Below are 17,657 nucleotides of genomic sequence, written 5' to 3' on the forward strand. Positions count from 1 at the left end.
CTAGCTGGCTGTTATCGTGCCGGTCAGGCCATCAGCTTTGCGAGAACCGCATCGGCCGTCTCGACGGGGATGAAGACGCGCGTCTTGTAGGCGATGATCTCTGTGAAGCAGCCGATCGACTTGAGCCACGCGAGCTGGTCGGCCGGTGCGCCGCTGATCTCGATGCGCGGCTTGGCGTTGACGCGTACGCGCTTCACCTCGCACACGAACGGTCGCCGGATCGTGACCGTCCCGCCCTCCATCGCGGCGCGCGCGACCTCGGCCGGGCTGAGCACGTCGTTGCTGTCGAGGCCCATCTTCGAGAACAGCGCCGGCACGTCGCCCGGGAACACCATGCGCCCGAGCCAGGAGCGACCCTCGGCATCGACCACGCGGTTGACCACGAGATGGTCGCTCGGCAGCGCCGACCAGATCGGCAGCAGAAGGCCGGTCGCGAGCCGGATCGTCTCGACGTCGAGCTTGCCGCGGATCTCGTCGACCTCGGCCGACCATTCCGCCTCGAACCGTGCGCGGCTGCATTCCTCCCAGGCCGTCTCGTAGAGATCGTCGAGTGCGAGATATTCGTGCCGGGTCGGACGCATCAGTTCGATGCGCGACACCGCCACCCCGTCCTCGGTCAGCCAGGAGCGCGCGTTGGTGCGCAGCGCGACCTTGCCCGACTTGCCGTTGCGCACGAACACGGCGGTCTGGTCGGTATCGGCGATGCGCAGCACGCGCTCGAGCGACATGGGGTTGCGGCGCCGGGTCACCTCGATCGTCAGCAGGTGCGAGGTCGCCTTGCTGACCGGGTCGGTGCGCAGGATCGTATCGTCGAGCACGGTCGCGGTCTCGACCGTCATCGTCTCGACGCCGACATCGAGTGTCCCCGCCTCGCGCGCGGCCGCGACCCGTGCCTCGACCAGCGCCAGGAATTCGTCAAAGATGCAGTTCTGGAGCCCGATCGGCAGCGCCAGCAACCGGTTGAGCCAGCGCTGGATGGGCGGGAGATCCTCCTTCAACACGCCGTCGGTATCGAGCAGTTCCAGGCCGGTGCGATGCTGGAAATCGGTGAGGTTGGTGCTGGTCAGCTTCCCCGCGACGAGCAGGTGATACCAGCTGATGAGCGCCGCCTTGGCGTAGTCGCTTTCGAGATTATCGGCCGGGTCGAACAGATTCTGCCCCCCGGTCTGGCGCTGGCCGCGCGTCAGAGCGCCGAGGCTGTCTAGACGCCGCGCGATGGTCGAGGTGAACCTGAGTTCGCCCTTGCAGTCGGTCGTGACGGGCCGGAACAGGGGCGAGCAGGCCTGATGCGTGCGGTGGGTACGTCCCAGGCCCTGGATCGCGCGATCGGCCCTCCAGCCCGGCTCCAGGAGCAGATGCGCGCGTTGCTGCTGGTTCTTCGCATCGAGGCTGGCATGATAAGACCGCCCGGTCCCGCCGGCGTCGGAGAAGACCAGGATGCGCTTGGTGCCTTCCATGAAGGCGGCGGAATCGGCCTGCGTGGCGCGGGCCGAGCGCGATTCGAGCTTCTGCCCTCCCCCGCTCACCGTGATGAGGCGCTTGGTGCGCCCCGTCACCTCGGCGACCATCTCGGTGCCGAACCGGGTGATGATGGCATCGAGCACGGCCGCGATCGGCGGCAGCGCGCAAAGCTGCTCGACCAGATTGTCGCGCTCGGCTTCGGCTTCGGGGTTGGTGACCGGGTGGCCGCTCTCGTCGAACAGCGGTCGCGAGCGCACCTCGCCGGTGTCATCGCGGAAGAAGGTCATCTGCTGGACCGGGAATGCCCGCGTCAGATAGTCGATCACGGCCTCGCGCGGGGAGAGATCGATGTCGAGGTCGGCGCGCTCGTCGGGCGACAGTTCGCCCAGGCGGCGGTCGAGGATCGCCTCGGCGGTGCTGACCAGCTGCAGCACGACCGACTGATCGGCCGCCAGATGCTGTTCGATCGCCGCGATGACGGTCGGGAGCTTCGCTGACAGGAGGAGCGCCCCGAAGAACCGCTGCTTGCAGCTTTCGAACCGCGAGCGCGCCGCGGCCTTCGCGCCCGAGTTGAGCGTCTTGCCCTCGTTGCCGTCGACGACGCCGGTGAGTTCGAGCGCCTTTTCAAGGCCGCGATGGATGATCGCCCAGGCATCGGCATAGGTGTCGTACACCGCGATCTGTTCAGGCGTCAGCTCGTGGCGGAGGATGTCATATTCGACCCCGGCGAAGCTCAGCGCGCGCGCGGTGTAGAGGCCGGTCGCCTTGAGATCGCGCGCGACCAGTTCCATCGCCGCGATCCCGCCCTGCCGGATCTGGGTGATGAACGCCTCGCGGTTGGCGAAGGCGGTCTCCGGCCCCCACAGGCCGAGCCGCACGGCATAGGCGAGGTTGTTCACCTCCGACGCGCCGGTCGCCGAGGCGTAGAGCACGCGGGCGTCGGGCAGGTGGTTCTGCAGGAGAACGCCGGCGATGCCCTGCTGCGAGCCCTTCTTGGTGCCCATCGACCCTTCGCCACCCGCGACGCCGCCCATCTCATGCGCCTCGTCGAACGCGATGACGCCGTCGAAGTCGGCACCGGCCCAGGCGATGATTTGATCGAGCCGGGTGGCGTCGCCGCGGTTGGAGCGCAGCGTCGGATAGGTCACGAACAGGACGCCCTCGTCCATCGTGACGGGCTCGTCGATCTTCCAGCGCGAGAGCGGCTGCACGTCGGCCGCGAGACCGCCGAGCGCGGTCCAGTCGCGGATCGCGTCGGCATGGAGCGCCTCGTTCTTGCTGATCCAGATGTTCTTGCGACGACCCGCCAGCCAGTTGTCGAGGATGACGGCCGCGACCTGCCGCCCCTTCCCTGCCCCGGTGCCGTCGCCCAGGAAATAGCCCTTGCGGTACGCGCGTCCGTCGTCGGAGAGCACCAGCCCCACGCCCTCCTTGTCTGGCTTGCTCAGGCCCGGGATATACTGGGTCCAGGCATGGCCGGCGTAAACGACGGTCTCGAGCTGCGAGGAGGACAGGAGGCGTTCGGTGACGGTGCGTTCGGGCAGCGACGGAACATGGACGGGGATCGGCGCGGGGATCGAGCCCATCGCGATCGATTCCACCAGCGCGGTCGGATGCTCGCCGGCAGCGTCGAACACGATACGGCTCGGCCGATAGGGCAGATAGACGCCGGACTGCTCGGCGAGTGGCGCCGGCGTCTCGAGTACCTGGTAGCCGACCGGGAGAACCTCGTTCCTGGCGAGAGCGCGGAAGATGCGCGGGGTGGCAGCGGGCTTCGATCTCACGCTGCGCAGGAGGGACAGCCCCCCGCCCCGCTTGACCGGCGCCGGAGTGGCGGCCTCCGGGATCAGATCCTGCCGGGGCGGGATGACCAGCGCCTCGACCAGGTCGCTTACGGCGCCGCGCTGGAGCGTGACCGTCGTGGTATCACCCACCGTCTTGTCGATGACATAGAGTCGCACCGCGACTCCGGTGCCGTGCTTGCCATAGGCATGGGTCAGCCGGATCGAGGTGCGCAGCGCGACGCTCGCCAGCGTCGTCGACCAGATCGTGCCCATGCGCGCGGAGTTGAAGAACCAGTCGGGCATGATCGCGACGACGCGCCCGCCAGGCCGCACACGCTTGATCGCCGCCTGCAGGTGGCGGACCGCAGCGAGCGCGTCGGCACCGCGGCCGAGCGAGCGCGAGAAGGGCGGGTTCATCAGGATGAGGCTGGGGCGCTCCGCGGATGCCATGACGCTGGCGATCTGCGCGCCGTCGTGGCCGGTAACGCTGGCTTTCGGGAAGGTGGCCGACAGCCGCTCGCGGCGCGCGGGATCGATCTCGTTGAGCTGGAGCGCCGCGATCGGCGGGAGGCCCGCTACCAGGAGACCGTTGCCGGCGCTCGGTTCGAGTACGATGTCATCCGCGCGTGCGTTCGCGAGCATGACCGTGATCGTGGCGAGATCGAGCGGGGTCGAGAATTGCTGCCAGTCGATCTGCTCCTCGCTGCGCACGGTCTGGGTAGGAAGGCGCGCCATAAGCCCGATCGCGGCGTCGACCGCCGGCGTGGTGCCTGCTGCGCATACCGCCAGCGCGGTCGCATGCTCCAGCACCTCGAAGCTCTCGCGCTGGGTCCAGTGACCATCGGCGTCGGTGCCGCCATAGGCGCGGATCATCGCGTCGTTGAGCATCGCTCGGGTGATCTTCGCGTCGCCGGCGATCGCGGGGAGCAGCAGGCGGGCGGCAGCGGTGGCATGGTCGGCGCGCGCGGGCGCAGGGTCGAACAGGTCGGTCATGGGGGTCTCCGGGTCTGTGGCTGCTCGTGCAGCTCACGACCCCGACCCCCCTTCCCTCTCAGGCTCCGGGTTTCACGACGTCGGCCCAGTCGCCATAACGTGAGGGTGGCGGCATCCGCTTCAGCGTCAGCCCGCGCGGCCGATAGGCGGCCCACGCCTTGCGTCGTGCGCGTCGGCCCTCGAAGTCATTGTCCTCGGCGAAGATCAGCGTGGTGACGCTATCGGGGATGTGGACACGGTCGAGCCGCGCCGCGCCGAGCGTCGCCCAGCACGGGATGCCGTGGATCTGGGTGAAGGCGGCCGAGGTCTCGAACCCCTCACCAAGCGCCAATGTGTCGGTGACGCGCATGCCCTGCCAGGTCGCACCTCCCGGCGTGCCGAGCGTCGCCTTGTCGAGATAGCCGCCATGCGCGAGGTCGAGGAAGATGCGCTGAATCGAGCGCAGCGTGCGCCCCTCCCGCGCCGCGATCAGCAGCGCCGGGAGGAACCGGGTATGCGGTTTCGGTCCCCACGGACAGCGCGGGTGGTAGCTCAGGTCGTCGAAGGCGCCGGTGATGCCGCGAAAGCGGAGATAGGCTTCCGCGGGCGTTCCGGCGATCGGCAACCCCTCGTTCCACAGCCGTTCGATGTTGGCGGGTCTGCCGGTGCGCTGTTCAGCGGGTGGGTCGTAGGTGCGTCCGGGTCTGATGCGCGCGATCTCGCGGAGCACGTCCTCGGCGGTGCAGCCGGCGAAGCAGTGAACGAGGATGCCGTCATGGCCCTGCCGGATCGAGAGGCTGGGATCGCTGTCGGCGTGGGCCGGGCAACGGCACATGGCGTTGTAGCCGTGCCAGGTGCCGCCGAGGGCGCCGACGATGTCCACGATGGTCTGGGTGGGTTTCAGCGCAACGAGGGGCATGACCGATCCTTTCTCGCTGCCTCTGACCCCCTTCTCTCCCTTCCTAGGTGACTCAGTAGCTGCTGGCTAGCAGCTAGCGGAAGATCCCCGTGTTAGCAGTTAGACCTCCGCTATCTAGCGTTGAGATGGCTGGTATCTAGCGGCTAGCTACCTTTGAGCTAGCAGTTTCTCATAAGCGTCGAGTGCCTTCTCGAGCACTTCTGTAAGAAGCAGACCCTCACGTTGAGCTATTTCGCGGATTCGATTGTCCCATTCGGGTGTGACCCTAGTCGCAAATTGTTGAGTGCGGTTAGTCTTGCGCGAACTGCGGGCATCAATGCGGGTTGCGGTTATCAGCGGTGCAGCCGGAGGGGCGGGGGCTACTTCGGGTGCATCCAAATTCTGGCTCGCCTCACTGATTGGTGGGGGTGAACCCAATCGAGTAGCCTTCTTTAGCTTCGAGATATCGGCCATCATTCACCCCGCTACTTTGTCGATTAGGGATTGGATCAGAGTATCAGCACGCTGGTTAAGGCCGGAGAATTTGGTTTCGGTAATTGACAGGCCTTGGTTCTGCGCTTGCCGGTATGCTGGTCGTTCCACGATCGAACCGTCGAGGACATTATACCCAGCTTCGGTCAAATACGCCCGCGCGTCATTTTCTTCAGCCGAAGTTCCAATGCGGTTGAGCGCAAAAACGAGCCGTCCAGTCGGGATACCCTCCTTAACAAGGGCATGGTATTCGCGGACGGCAGGCCTGAGATCGTCCAAGGATGCGCCGGTGGGTTGAACCACGAGTGACGATGACCGTGCAATTTCAAGTGTAGCTTTGCTGGTCCGAGCGGGGCCGTCGATGATAAGCAGATCGAAGCCGTCTGCAGCGGCCAGGGCCTGAGACGCGGTTTTGAATGCCTCAACCGACACAATCGGCTCGATGGAGATGCCAAGGCGTGCTCGGTGCCAATCGACCGAAGTGCCCTGTTGAGTATCGAGATCGGCGATTTTAACCCGCAGTTCGCCTGCCGCCGCCTCGCGAGCAAGGGCTCTTGCCAAGGTGCTTTTTCCTACACCGCCTTTTTGTGAGACGAATGCTACGACAGCAGCCATGACCGATCCTGTGATAGTTCGAACAACTGGATAGCTAGCCGCTCTCTAGCAGTTTGGCAACCGCTACCTATGTGATAGCTAGCTGATACCCAACCAGCAGATATCTGTGAGCTAGCTGCTACCCACGGGGGTTTGCCTGACCTAGTCTGGATCAAGCACTGGGAGATAGTGGAATTTTTTTCCACGTTGTGCGGTTGATCGAAACATGATGTTCAATGATCGATGAACACGCGATCGAACTCGAGCTTATGCGTAGTGGGTAGTGTTATGGCACTGCTATGGGCGCAAACATCGGCAGCTAAGCAGGCCGAGGTAATGACATTTGATGGGCAGGCAGTTGAAGCCGTCATCGATGTGGGCCCGAGAATGCGGGGTATGCCAACAGACGGAACGCCGCCAGTACCAAGCATGGAAGCCGTTTTAGGCAATGACTTCAGATCATTCGGCAGCCCCGTAATGGAACCCCAAGAGGAGGCAATAAGCACGTCGCATATATCGGTGCCCCTTTGGATGCAGACTGGCCAGGTTTCGGGGGGAGCTGGCCGGGCAGCGATGTCCGATATGGCAAGTTATCTCTACACCCCACAGGCTTGCTCAATCACACCCTACCGTCCACGCGGCGATTTTCCAGGCTGGCTCGAAGCTCGGCGGGCTCAATATTACCCCTTGATCCAGGCCGTGGCGTGCGAAGCTGGTGTGCCAGTCGGGCTTTTCGATGCACTGGTGGCCCAGGAAAGCCGCTATGACCCATTGATCGTATCACCGAAGGGCGCCGTTGGCCTTACCCAATTGATGCCCGGTACAGCGCGTGGACTTGGGGTTTTCAATTCGAGAGATCCGTTGTCGAACCTGAGGGGAGGGGCCAGATACCTCCGCGCGCATCTGGATGAGTTCAAGCGGGTCGATCTAGCCTTGGCCGCGTACAATGCAGGTCCAGGACGCGTTCGATCGATGCGCCGTATTCCGCCGTTTCGCGAGACGATGGACTATGTCGCAGCGATCACTCGAGGGTGGAGCACCGGATCGTTCAGGACAGCATCGATTCAGACCGCCGGTTTGGCAGTGGGTCGACAGGAATTCCGGGGCAGGGGGGTCCAGTTACTCGCTTACACATCTACAAGAGTATCGAACCCGAGGTAGTGCGCGTAATAGATCGCAATTCCGAGGATCGCCGGCGCGCCGAGCAGATAGTTGATCTGCCAACGTATCCACAACCGGGGTGCAACGAGTACCTTATCGAGGACGGTCGCAGTTGGGAGTTTCCTAGTTCCCAGACGATAATCGTAGGCGGTCTTTATCATCGCGAGGACAGCGCACAGCGCCACCATGACGCCGACCGCGGCATAGAGTGAAAGCCAGGCCTGAAGGGTCGCTTGGGGCATGCCGACCACCTAGCAGCAAGATGCTGACGGTCCATTAACCGCTGAATCGCGCATTAGTTACCAGGTGGGCTGCGTTTTCAATCGCAAGTTGGTGCTCAGCATGGCGCTACGGTCGCGATGACGCACGAAAAACGGCTGCACCGGGCACAAAGGCGGCAATTTCAGCGCAACGGTAAACGCTTGCTCCCCTCGGGAGCATCGCGACGCGAAGCGGCGCGTCCAACCTTGCCGCTTGGTCTTGCCGTTTGTGGTTTGTGCGGTCCGGTCGGTTGGGACTGTACTCGCCGTCAGGCGTTAGGGCGTTGGCCGACTAGGCCAACTCCATTCGTTCTCAGATCATATGAATCTAGGAGCGGTTGACCATTTTTTTGAGACTCTTGCTTCTCGATAGCGATGGCAAGGCTGTCCAGCACTTGTCGCAAGCCGGCGTCTTCGATCTCCTCGGCGACAACCTGGCGCGGGGAGCGCCAGAGGCGCATCACCTCGATCTGCTCGATCAGGCAGGACATCCTTGCCGAGCAACGCTTTGGCGACGCCGGCGCCAAGCAGGTCGGCGACCTCGGTCACCACGGCCGACGCGCCGCGGGCTCCCGCCCCAATCAGGATAGCGACCTTGGCGCCTGCATTCAGTACCTCCGCCGCGCGCGCGAGATCGGCGGGCTGCGGGACGACGATCGGATGTGCATAGCCGGTGCCCGAGCGGGTGAAGACGTGCGCCTGGCCCGGCTCCTCATATTTCGTATCCTGTATGTCCTTGGGCAGCACGATGGTTGAGACCGCGTTGCCCGCGACCGCGATCCGGATCGCGCGATCGGTCACATGGCGGACCTGCGCCGGCGCGCTCGCCTCCTGCACATAGGCGGCGACGTCGGCAAACAGTCGGTCGAGATTGAGCTCCTGCTGATAGCTTGCACCGCGCACGGTGCTCTCGGCCTGGCCCGCGATCGCGAGGACCGGGACATGGTCGAGCTTGGCGTCATAGAGCCCGGTGATCAGGTGGGTCGCGCCCGGACCGCCGGTCGACTGGCAGACGCCGAGCTCGCCGGTGAATTTCGCATGCGCCGTCGCCATGAAGGCCGCCATCTCCTCGTGGCGGACCTGGATGAACTCGATGCCCGAGCCTTCCTTCTCGGCGCGCTGGAGCGCCCCCAGCACGCCATTGATGCCATCGCCAGAATAGCCGTAGATTCGGCTCACGCCCCAATCCTTGAGGCGCTGGACGAAGAAATCGCTCGACATGCGGGCCATGCCGCCCTCCACTTTGGGATTTGGTTTCGAGCCGGAGAGGTTCAGTCACGCATGCTCGCGCTGACGAGAAGAACGTCGCAGTGCGCACAGGCGTTCCCGCCGGTCGGCGGCTTCGCCCCCATCGGTGCGCGCTAGGGCCGGCCCGACGGCGAGCTCGCTTCTTCGGTCGTTGAGGCATGTCGGTGTCGCTCACTGCCCAACCGCGCCAGGTCATCGGTTTGCGACTGTCCAAACGCGGACAGCTAAAACCTGTCATTCACCGCCGAAACGCTTCGCGAGACGCGCACTCGCTCCGCTCTTGGCCGCCAGCTTCGCGCCATAGCGCATGACCGTCTTGGGATCGCGCCAGCGATAGGCCTGCATGATGGCGGGCAGGCTCTCTCCTGCCGCAAAATTGTCTTGCGCCACGCCAACCCGGATCGAATGGCTCGACACGGCCGCGACCCAGCGCTCGAGCTCGGCCTCGCTCATCGCCCCCAGCAGTTTCTTGTCGAATGCCTGGCGGATCAACCGCTTGTAGATGAGCGTGATCGTGCCGGGGTTGAGCGCCTCCTCTCCCACACCGCGGATCGAGCCATCGAACCAGGTTTCGACGCGCCGGAACAGGGCCCCGCGCGCAATCCCGGCCTTGTCGCACCATTCAGCGATCGCGCGCATGGTCGCGGGCGAGAGATAGGCGAGAGCCCCCTGCCCTTCCTGATCGGTCTTGCTGCGGCCGATCTCGACCACCCCTGCCCCGTCGACGTCGGGCCCGTCGATATGCTCGATACGCATCGCCGCGAGTTCGGAGCGCCGGCAGCCGGTATCATAGTTGACCTGCAGTAGCGCGCGATCGCGCGCGCCCAGGAGATCGCGGCGCGTGGCCTTGAGGAGGACCGCGAGGCTCACGCCGCTCGCCGGCGCGTCGAGATCGCTGACATCGCCCTTGTAGCGGATACCCCGCGCCTGCGTCTGGCGGGTGCCGAGAAGCTTGCGCGCCGCCTTGTGCTCGAGCTGCACGAGCGGGGCTGCGGTCGGATCGTCCAGCCCCGCCATGCGATAGGCCCAGCCGATATTGACGAGATAGCGCGCGATCGTCGCGGCCGCCCTCTGCGGCGTCGCCCGCGTCGCCTCATCATGATCCTGACCCGACAGCGCGCGGACATAGGCCGCGACGGTCTCGGCGGTCGCCTCCCCTGCCCGCACTCGGGTGCGCCGGCACCAAGCATCCCAGAGCTTCATGTCGGAAAGGAACGCGCGGATCGTGTTCGGCGACCAGGCCCGCGCCGCGGCCGCGATGACCTGCGGATCGACCGCCGCCTTGTCGATAGCCAGCGCGCGGACCTCGCCCACGACGTCGTCGGCGCCGGCGGGCGGCGTGCTTTGCCTGCGGGTGAGGGCCGTTTTCGCCATGACGGCGAGACATAGCCCGGTCCTTCTCATAATAATAGGGTCGTGATAATCTCCCATTATCACGACTACGCATACGAGCCAATTTGACTGAGAGCAGCTCTGGGTTAAAAGACGGCGTGGACGCGCCTCTCTCGAACAGCCGCTACGGCCCCGCCTACAGCGCGAAGATGGTCTCCGCGATCGCCTCCTGCACGGCCGCCATTACGCGTCTCGATGCCCGGTTTTGCGTTAGTTCGGTGGCATCGGCCTGGGCACGCCGCGCCGCCTGGAGTGGCTACACCCGGGCCCTGCAACTGCAATCGGCCGAGATCGACGAAATTGACGTATTTTCCTGGGGCTGCGGGCTGCAAATCCCCGGCCGGCCGCTGCGGTCGACCAACCTCGACCTGTTCGATCGCTTTCCCGCCTGGGAAGCGGCGCTGCGCGATCCCGACCCCCTCGCCTGGCGCGACGCGCTCCCGACCGCGATCGGCGAGATCGAGATAGCCGCGGACCATTCGCCGCTGATCCGCGCGCTCGATCGGGTCCGCCAGCATGCGCGTCTCGACAGCACCGCCCTGCCCTGGCTCTCGCTGCCCTTCGCTCTGCGCGACAAGGGGATGGTGACCACTCCCCTGCCCTGCCTCGTGGGCGGCGTGAAGGCGTTTAGGCTGAAGCGAACTGTCGGAGACGAGGACTGGTATGCGGCCATGCGCAGCCTTGAGGCAAGCGCCACCGCAAACCTCGCACGGTTGCACGAGCTGGAAAAGCTCCATCGCGCGGCCCAGCATGCGATCGTCGCGGAATATCGACCTGGCCACCTCCCGGGGCTCGCGGCCCTCCTCCATCACCGGCCACTGCTCTCGCCTCAGTCGCTGGCGGAGCTGCTCAGCATGAGCGTTGCCGGCGCGAGCAAACTGCTGGGCCGTGCCGTCGACTGCGGCTTGCTCGTGGAGATCACCCAGCGGCGGACCTGGCGCGTGTTCCTGAGCACGGACCTTGCCATCGAGTTTGGCTTTGCAGCGCCCAAGCGTGGACGGCCGCGCAACGTGGTCCCTCCCCCGCCAGCGAGCCGCGAGCTGTCGGAGGTCTTCGATGCCTTCGATCGCGAGATGGAGAACATCGACAAGCTTCTCCAGCATCGCGCCGAGAGTTTGTGAACGACAGTCCGCAGGAGGATCTTTCGCTTGCCGCCCGGTCTGATGAACCGGTCTATCAACCGGAGCATCCTTCTGTCGAACGATTGGAATGTCGTCGGCTGGCCGGGGCCTCTCTACCGAGGTGCGCCGGCAAACCTTTCACCAAAGGGGTAGCTGCCTCCCCTCCCCTGTTCGCAATTCATAGCGCTGGATGCAGCAAGAACTGATTTGCCGGCGAGCGCGGTCTCGTTCCCCTTGTCCCAGTGGTGAAACACGAGCTCTGCAGTCGGCGGCTATCGTCTATCGATAGTTGAAGGCGGTAGCTGCAATGTCCAGTCCACGGGTTCTCTGACCCACAACGGCATGCTTCTCGTGATCAGGCTTGGCAGGAAGGCCCCACAGCGGCCTTCTGGGCGCTTTGCTTGCCGTGGGGATAGCCGAGAGCGGAAACACGCTGTGCGGGCTGCTGGCGGCGCTCAGTGCAGGTCGGACTTCGTTCGGGTCTTGGAAAATGGCTCCTGTCACGGTGCCCTCGGCGACCTGAGCGTAGTGAGGTGCTCCGCGATGGCTGGCTTGCAAGGAGTCTAGGCGCCGCGATAATCGACGTCGATCTGCGGTCGGGTGTGTGAGGCGACGCACGCGACGGAGCTTTTTGGGTGGACGACGTGCTTAGTGCGCGGCGATCGTCCCTTCCCCTTCTTCCCAATCAATTCTTCAAAAGAAGGGAGCGCCGCAGGCGTGTTAATCTCTTTAGAGAATAGGATAAAAAGTTAAGCTGTGGATGGATCTTTCGCGACTCGCCGATTCAGCGCGAGTCGGGAGTTCAGCGCCGTTCCCATTATACCGTTTGGCCGTTCCTGAAATACCCTGCGGGGCGTTCCCATTGAACCGTGATTCGGTTCCTCATGTACCGTGCCCCGTTCCTGAAATACCGTGGGCACGGCGCGGGCCACAGGACGTCTCCAAGGGAGTAAAACGCGTTTTACTCGTCCGCAAAGTGGCTGTTTTCCGAGCCTTTCAGGCATGTTACACCCGGCAGCGCTCGTTGTCGAACTATAGGCGTCAGGCGAGGCCGCCCTGTGTTCGGAGGAGTCGAGCGGCATTTCCGCGGCCCTCCCGAGTCCTTGGGCGAATCATTGACGGTCTTTTAGGAACGGGACCCTGCGGAACTGACCTAAAACGGCGATGATCTCGACGTTTTGTTGCCTTGAGCGCATCCCGCTCGGCTGCCTGGACCGCGAAGTTTCGAGGTTTCTCGGGAGCCGGCCAGTGATCTCGACGGTACATTGAGAACGGGGCTTGGCCAGGCGATGGGCGCCGATTGTGGATGTCTAGCGCTCCCGGAGGCGTTTGCAGTCGAAGCATTCACGGTATTTCAGGAACGGCATCGAAGCAGCGAGGATGACTCCCCCTCCCCTCCCCAGCCTCTTTGGAGCGTCGACAGTTTGACCTTTAGAGTCCTCTAGCAAGGAGGAACCCCTCCGACTTCAGTCGGATACTGGCTTCAGCCACAGACTCGCGTGCTAGCCTGTAACCTCGGGAAAAGCGGAAGCCGCCGAAGGCGTGAAGCTTCCGCTTTTCCCGAGGTTACAGGCTATGGCGTATCGGTCCGGTTGTCACACCACATTCCATCATCGCTACCATCTCGTTTGGGCGCCGAAGTATCGGTACAAGGTGCTGATCGGCGATGTTCGGCTACGGGTGCGCGAGATCATCCGTCAGGTCTGTGCCGAGATGGGCGTGAAGATCATCAACGGCGCGCTGTCGAAGGACCACGTACACATGTTCGTCGAAATCCCGCCGCACGTCTCGGTCAGCGACTTCGTGCGCCGGGCCAAGGGGCGCTCATCCCGCAAGATCCAACAGGAATTCGAGCACATCCGCAAACGATATTGGGGCCAACGCTTCTGGCAGCGCGGCTACTTCTCGACCACATCCGGCAACATCACCGATGACATCATCATGCGTTACCTCGACCGACATACCCACAAGGACGGCTTCAGCCCCACCGCTTGATCCTACCGGCGTCAGCCGGTCAGTGATTCAGCTATCAGATCCGGGCAATCTGATCACAAATCCCACCCTATAAGCGCCGTTCTCTAAGTACCGTGACGGCTGCCTGGAGAGGTGGAACGGGCGATCCTCCCGCTGGCGCAGCTGTGCCCGGCAAAGCTCATCCGAGAAGAAGGCTGGCAAAGGATCGCGCGTGGTTGGATCTTCGCAGCCCACGCACATTTGATGGGGCGCCATACAGACGGGTCCGGGGCCCGGCTCGTTACTTCGGGAACGGTCCACACGGATAAGTTGACGTGCGCGCGCGAGCCATTCTCGACCCTGTTCCTGAAAGACCGTTTTGGCGGATTGCGCCTACGGCGTCGATCAGTTGACCGGACGCTGCTTCGCGCAAAAGGTCGCGAATATCTGTGTGATGTTCTTCGCGTCGAACGCTATCTCGCGCTGCCGGAGGAAGTTCCGGAAATCGTCTCCAACGAGACCGTGGTCGCGTTGGGGGCTGGGCAGGTTGGCGCGGGCGATCGCACCGAATGCCGAATGCGAGATATGCCCGCTCGAGGGGAAGGAGATAGCCGGTTCCTCGGGCGCCTTTTCCTTGACGGCCGCAGGCGAGGCTTGGGCGAGGGCAGGGGAGGGCTTGCCCTCCTCGGACGGCTCGCGATCGCGCCTGGTCATGCGCAGCAGCGGTTCGGCATCGTCACGCTGTTCGATGTCCAGGGAGTAGCCTGGCAGATCGTTCTCCCGAGCGATCTTGGTCATCTCGAACTTGAAGCGCCGATAATCGCCTTCCGCGCCGGATTTCTCGAAGAGCGTTGGCATCGAGATGGCGAAACCGTCGCTTCCGGCCCCACCCGCATGTTTGCGCGCGACCCGATAGAGCCAGCGTTCGCGCCCGCCTGTGAGCGAGAAATAAGCCGGATCGATGGCGAGCACGCCGCCGTCCATCAACACCCCGTCGTAGAACCATTTCGCGAGGGTAATTCTCATTCCCCGCACGTTTCCGGACCGATCCTTAAGCTGGCTGTGACTGTCGATCCAGGAGAAGGTGGTCTCGACGGCATCTCCTGAGCGGATGTTCGTCTTCACCGTGGTCGATTGGAGCCTGTCGAGGGCATTGCCCAGAAGATCGTAAGCGCGTCCACCAACCTCGCGCTTCAGAGTCTTCAGCATGTCGTATGGGACGACGTGGAGCGTCTGCGGGATGTCGTTGGCACCTCGCCGCTTGTGCTCGATCAAAACTGACGCGCAGTAAATCAGTATGTCGAGGTCGTAGATAGTCGCCAGACCATATTCCGAATTAGCGGAGACATGGACGGTGATCTTACGATCCGGACTGACATAGTCGATCGGCTTGAGTCGCTTGCGCTTCGACAGCGAGAAAAAGGGCCGCTCCATCGTTTCGCGCTGATCCCGAAGAGGAAGCGCAGTCAGCTGAGGGAGAAAGAGGTCTACTTGACCGTCTTCGCGGTGATCCTGTTGCATCTCGTGTCCCGTGGCATCGGTAAAACGCATTTTACCGGGAGCCAACTAATTGAAAATAAAGCGTTAAACTAGATTTTACTCAATTTCGACTGAACTTCGCACTCTCAAGGGCAGGGCGGAGCGCTTCGAGGATCTCGTCGACCGACGCTGTGCCCTTGGGGTTGATGTTGATCGTAATTCCCTTGGCCCGTGTATCAGCAAGAACCTGTCCGATCTCGCGACCCGAGGCGGCGGTGAGGGCCGGCTTGGCACGGGGTACAGGCTTCTTCGACGCCGCGGGAGCCACTGCGGCTGCGGCCAGGCGCTCACAGACCTTGATACCCTCAATCTTGTCGCTTCCAGCGTCCTTCAGCGCCTGTTGCTCGGCACCGAGGGCTATAGCTGCGGCGATGATCGCGTCGCGGTGCTGTTCGTTCTTCAGCAGGGGCGAGAGCCGCATGCCGTGTCGGACCTTGAGGTCTCCGGGCTCGGCGAACGCTGCCACGACCTCGTCCGGCAACTCCGCGAGCTGGAGGAGGTTGTGGAGGTTCTGCTTGGCGATGGCCAAGCGATCGGCCATCTGCGTGCGAACCCCGTTGTAATATGCGTCGACAGCGTGCCTGTAATTGCGCGCACGCTCCAAATCGGTGACGTCCTCGCGCTCTCGATTTTCCAAATCGGCGAGCCGGAAAGCGGCCTCGTCATCGAGCGTCTCGATACGCGCTACGAGCTCGATTTCGCTATGGTTGTTGGCATTCAGCCAGGAAACCGAGAAATGCCGGCGGGTGCCGACGATCAACTCGTAGGGGGTCTCGGCGTTCGGCGTCCGCCGCACCACAACCGGCTCGCGGTTCGTCCCCTCCTCGCGGATGGAATCAATGAGCGAGGCACAGCGTTCGTGGCTCAGCGCCGCATGATCGCGAGCATTGCCCGGCCAGATGGAGCATTCCGAGGGCTTCAGACGGATAGTCGGACGTTTGACCGTGCGGGCGATTTCATCGAACGCAATACCACGCCGCTCCAGGAATGAGGGCGTCGAAGGTTCGTCGACCGGCTTATCGCGATCGACCAGCGCCTCGGCATCCGCGACTTCGGCCACGGACGTGGGGGCAGGGGTCGTGCCGATGCTTTCGATGGCATTCGCCAGTAGGCTGCGACGCCGGCCCCCTGCGCTGCTCATGCCGCCTCCGTCAGTCTGTCGGTGCCGACCTGCGCCATACGCGACGGCCACTGCTTGCAAATATCCTTTTCGATCTCGCGAAACACCATGTTGAGGTTGTCACGGCACCGCGTGTACGTCTGGTGCGACCCATATGGTTTGTTGATTTCGTAGATCGACGACATCGACAACCCGGCATTCTTGATCTCTTCCGACAGGAGTATCGGCGTCGACAGCATCTGGCCAGCGTAGGTCTTCTCCATGACCTGAAGCATTTGAGCCTCGTTGGTCCTGTTGGGCTGGAACATGGTGCAGACGACGCGAATGAACCCGTAGTCGATCGAAGTGTCGAACTTCGAGACGAGGTCCATCGCTTCGCGACAGGTCTGCATGAAGTGGATTGTCGAAAGATAATCGAGTTGCCGAGCCGGCACGGGGATCAGCAAGCCGTCCGCGGCCGTCAACGTGTTCACGCCCAAAAAGCCCATGGCAGGGGGAGGATCGAGGATAACGACGTCATAGTCGTGCCGGACCTCTTCCAGGCCAATTCTCAGCATGCGGAACGCGCCGGCAATGGCGGTAGGGCCCTCCTCGATGGTTGCTGTCAGTTCCCACTCGGTGTCCTGGAGGCCCAGGTTGGCGGGGCAGATATCGATATTCGGCCACGCGGTCTTTTGGATCGTCTTTCGCAGCGAATCGGCTTCGTCGATTCTGGGGGAGAGGAAGTTCGAGAGCGTGTGCGTCTCGTCCACCAATGCCTCTAGATTGACGTCGAACATAACACTCATCGACGCCTGGGGATCGCAATCGACAACAAGAACGCGATATCCCCGCAGCGCAAGGTAATCTGCAAGATGCTTGCCCGTCGTCGATTTGCTGACGCCGCCCTTGAAGTTCTGCACGGCGATGACGACCGCGCGCTCGGAGGGCAATTTACCCATCTTGATGCCGAGCTTCTCGCGAATGGCGATCAAATCTTCGACCGTGTAGAATCGGCGTCCGTTGGTGGCCGTCTTGGGGGCGGGCAAGCGTCCGCGCGCCTCAGCCTTGGAAAGCGCTTCCGGCGTTCGGCCGAGCAATTCAGCGGCGACTGTCGCCCCCATTGAAATGTTCAGCGTTTTGCGATCGGATGGATCAATGGCCGCCTGTCGCAGCACGGTCTTGGCATTCTCGCACGAGGTAATCATCGCATCGAGAATCTGACCCGACAGCATGGGCATGTCCCCTTTTTGAACCCAAACCGGCCACGGTTCGTGAAAAGCACCGCATAATGGCCCCTAATCCCGGACAGATATGCCAAATGCAGGGTGGTTAGTCAAATAGGGTGACCTGACCCGGCGTGCGCAGGGACAAGCCCTCTTATTGCCCCCGAGTCCCGGACCATCCGCGTGTGTATCATTTCGCCTATAAACCCGGACGAAAATCAAGATGAGTCACTCGCCAGCACGCGCCGCTTGAGGACTTATCCTCAAGTCTTGTCCGACTTCGAAGCTCAGACAACGGGCATTCACAGCAACGCGAATCATCTCAAAGATGATTGGCGGGCACAGCGTCAGAGATGGAACCTCTCAGTCCACGGCGATTCGGCTCGAGCCTGTGGATCGGCGTGGAAAAGGGACCCCGGTAGCGGGGTGATCGGCGTCGAAAAGGGACCCCTCATCC

At 63.1% G+C, this 17,657-nt stretch carries 12 protein-coding genes; 3 read left to right on the forward strand and 9 right to left on the reverse strand.

Features of this window, described 5'->3' with window-relative positions:
• Positions 1-23 precede the first annotated feature (23 nt).
• The 3 genes from ACFSC3_RS17760 to ACFSC3_RS17770 all read right to left on the reverse strand — a co-directional run bounded on the left by ACFSC3_RS17760 (position 24) and on the right by ACFSC3_RS17770 (position 6,222).
• A complete protein-coding gene (locus ACFSC3_RS17760; protein ID WP_062126477.1) occupies positions 24-4,238 on the reverse strand; it encodes a strawberry notch family protein in 4,215 nt (1,404 codons plus the stop codon).
• Between the two features lie 58 nt (positions 4,239-4,296).
• A complete protein-coding gene (locus tag ACFSC3_RS17765) occupies positions 4,297-5,136 on the reverse strand; it encodes a DUF7146 domain-containing protein (protein WP_010408880.1) in 840 nt (279 codons plus the stop codon).
• 456 nt (positions 5,137-5,592) lie between these two features.
• A complete protein-coding gene (locus tag ACFSC3_RS17770; RefSeq protein ID WP_029623217.1) occupies positions 5,593-6,222 on the reverse strand; it encodes a ParA family protein in 630 nt (209 codons plus the stop codon).
• A 561-nt stretch (positions 6,223-6,783) separates the two neighbouring features.
• Here ACFSC3_RS17770 and ACFSC3_RS17775 point away from each other — a divergent pair.
• On the forward strand, positions 6,784-7,362 hold the full coding sequence (locus ACFSC3_RS17775) for a lytic transglycosylase domain-containing protein (RefSeq protein WP_079247005.1): 579 nt from the start codon (positions 6,784-6,786) through the stop codon (positions 7,360-7,362).
• Here the strand turns inward: ACFSC3_RS17775 and ACFSC3_RS17780 are convergent.
• The 3 genes from ACFSC3_RS17780 to ACFSC3_RS17790 form a co-directional block, all read right to left on the reverse strand.
• Positions 7,329-7,604 (reverse strand): hypothetical protein, encoded by a 276-nt coding sequence (locus ACFSC3_RS17780; protein WP_010408871.1) that lies wholly within the window; start codon positions 7,602-7,604, stop codon positions 7,329-7,331. The genes ACFSC3_RS17775 and ACFSC3_RS17780 overlap by 34 nt on opposite strands.
• Before the next feature lie 336 nt (positions 7,605-7,940).
• The gene (locus ACFSC3_RS17785; RefSeq protein WP_380941563.1) at positions 7,941-8,852 is read right to left on the reverse strand and encodes a thiamine pyrophosphate-binding protein; all 912 of its coding nucleotides are present in this window, start codon (positions 8,850-8,852) and stop codon (positions 7,941-7,943) included.
• A gap of 252 nt (positions 8,853-9,104) precedes the next feature.
• The gene (locus ACFSC3_RS17790; RefSeq protein WP_010408866.1) at positions 9,105-10,244 is read right to left on the reverse strand and encodes a tyrosine-type recombinase/integrase; all 1,140 of its coding nucleotides are present in this window, start codon (positions 10,242-10,244) and stop codon (positions 9,105-9,107) included.
• Positions 10,245-10,411: 167 nt separating this feature from the next.
• On the opposite strand from ACFSC3_RS17790, the gene ACFSC3_RS17795 reads away from it, so the two are divergent.
• A complete protein-coding gene (locus ACFSC3_RS17795) occupies positions 10,412-11,383 on the forward strand; it encodes a hypothetical protein (RefSeq protein WP_037447504.1) in 972 nt (323 codons plus the stop codon).
• 1,575 nt (positions 11,384-12,958) lie between these two features.
• The gene (tnpA, locus tag ACFSC3_RS17800; protein WP_010408862.1) at positions 12,959-13,378 is read left to right on the forward strand and encodes an IS200/IS605 family transposase; all 420 of its coding nucleotides are present in this window, start codon (positions 12,959-12,961) and stop codon (positions 13,376-13,378) included.
• Between the two features lie 363 nt (positions 13,379-13,741).
• Here the strand turns inward: tnpA and ACFSC3_RS17805 are convergent, their stop codons facing one another.
• The 3 genes from ACFSC3_RS17805 to ACFSC3_RS17815 all read right to left on the reverse strand — a co-directional run bounded on the left by ACFSC3_RS17805 (position 13,742) and on the right by ACFSC3_RS17815 (position 17,209).
• Positions 13,742-14,857: a replication initiator protein A gene (locus ACFSC3_RS17805; RefSeq protein WP_029623214.1), complete on the reverse strand. Its 1,116-nt coding sequence runs from the start codon at positions 14,855-14,857 to the stop codon at positions 13,742-13,744.
• Positions 14,858-14,936: 79 nt separating this feature from the next.
• Positions 14,937-16,016, reverse strand: a complete 1,080-nt coding sequence (locus ACFSC3_RS17810) for a ParB/RepB/Spo0J family partition protein (RefSeq protein ID WP_010408848.1) — start codon at positions 16,014-16,016, stop codon at positions 14,937-14,939.
• Complete coding sequence (locus ACFSC3_RS17815; protein WP_029623213.1) at positions 16,013-17,209, reverse strand: AAA family ATPase; 1,197 nt, start codon at positions 17,207-17,209, stop codon at positions 16,013-16,015. The genes ACFSC3_RS17810 and ACFSC3_RS17815 overlap by 4 nt, the downstream gene beginning before the upstream one ends.
• Between the last annotated feature and the right edge of the window lie 448 nt (positions 17,210-17,657).

The sequence above is a fragment of the Sphingomonas floccifaciens genome, from assembly GCF_042681125.1.
In the GTDB taxonomy this organism is placed as follows: Bacteria; Pseudomonadota; Alphaproteobacteria; order Sphingomonadales; family Sphingomonadaceae; genus Sphingomonas; species Sphingomonas floccifaciens.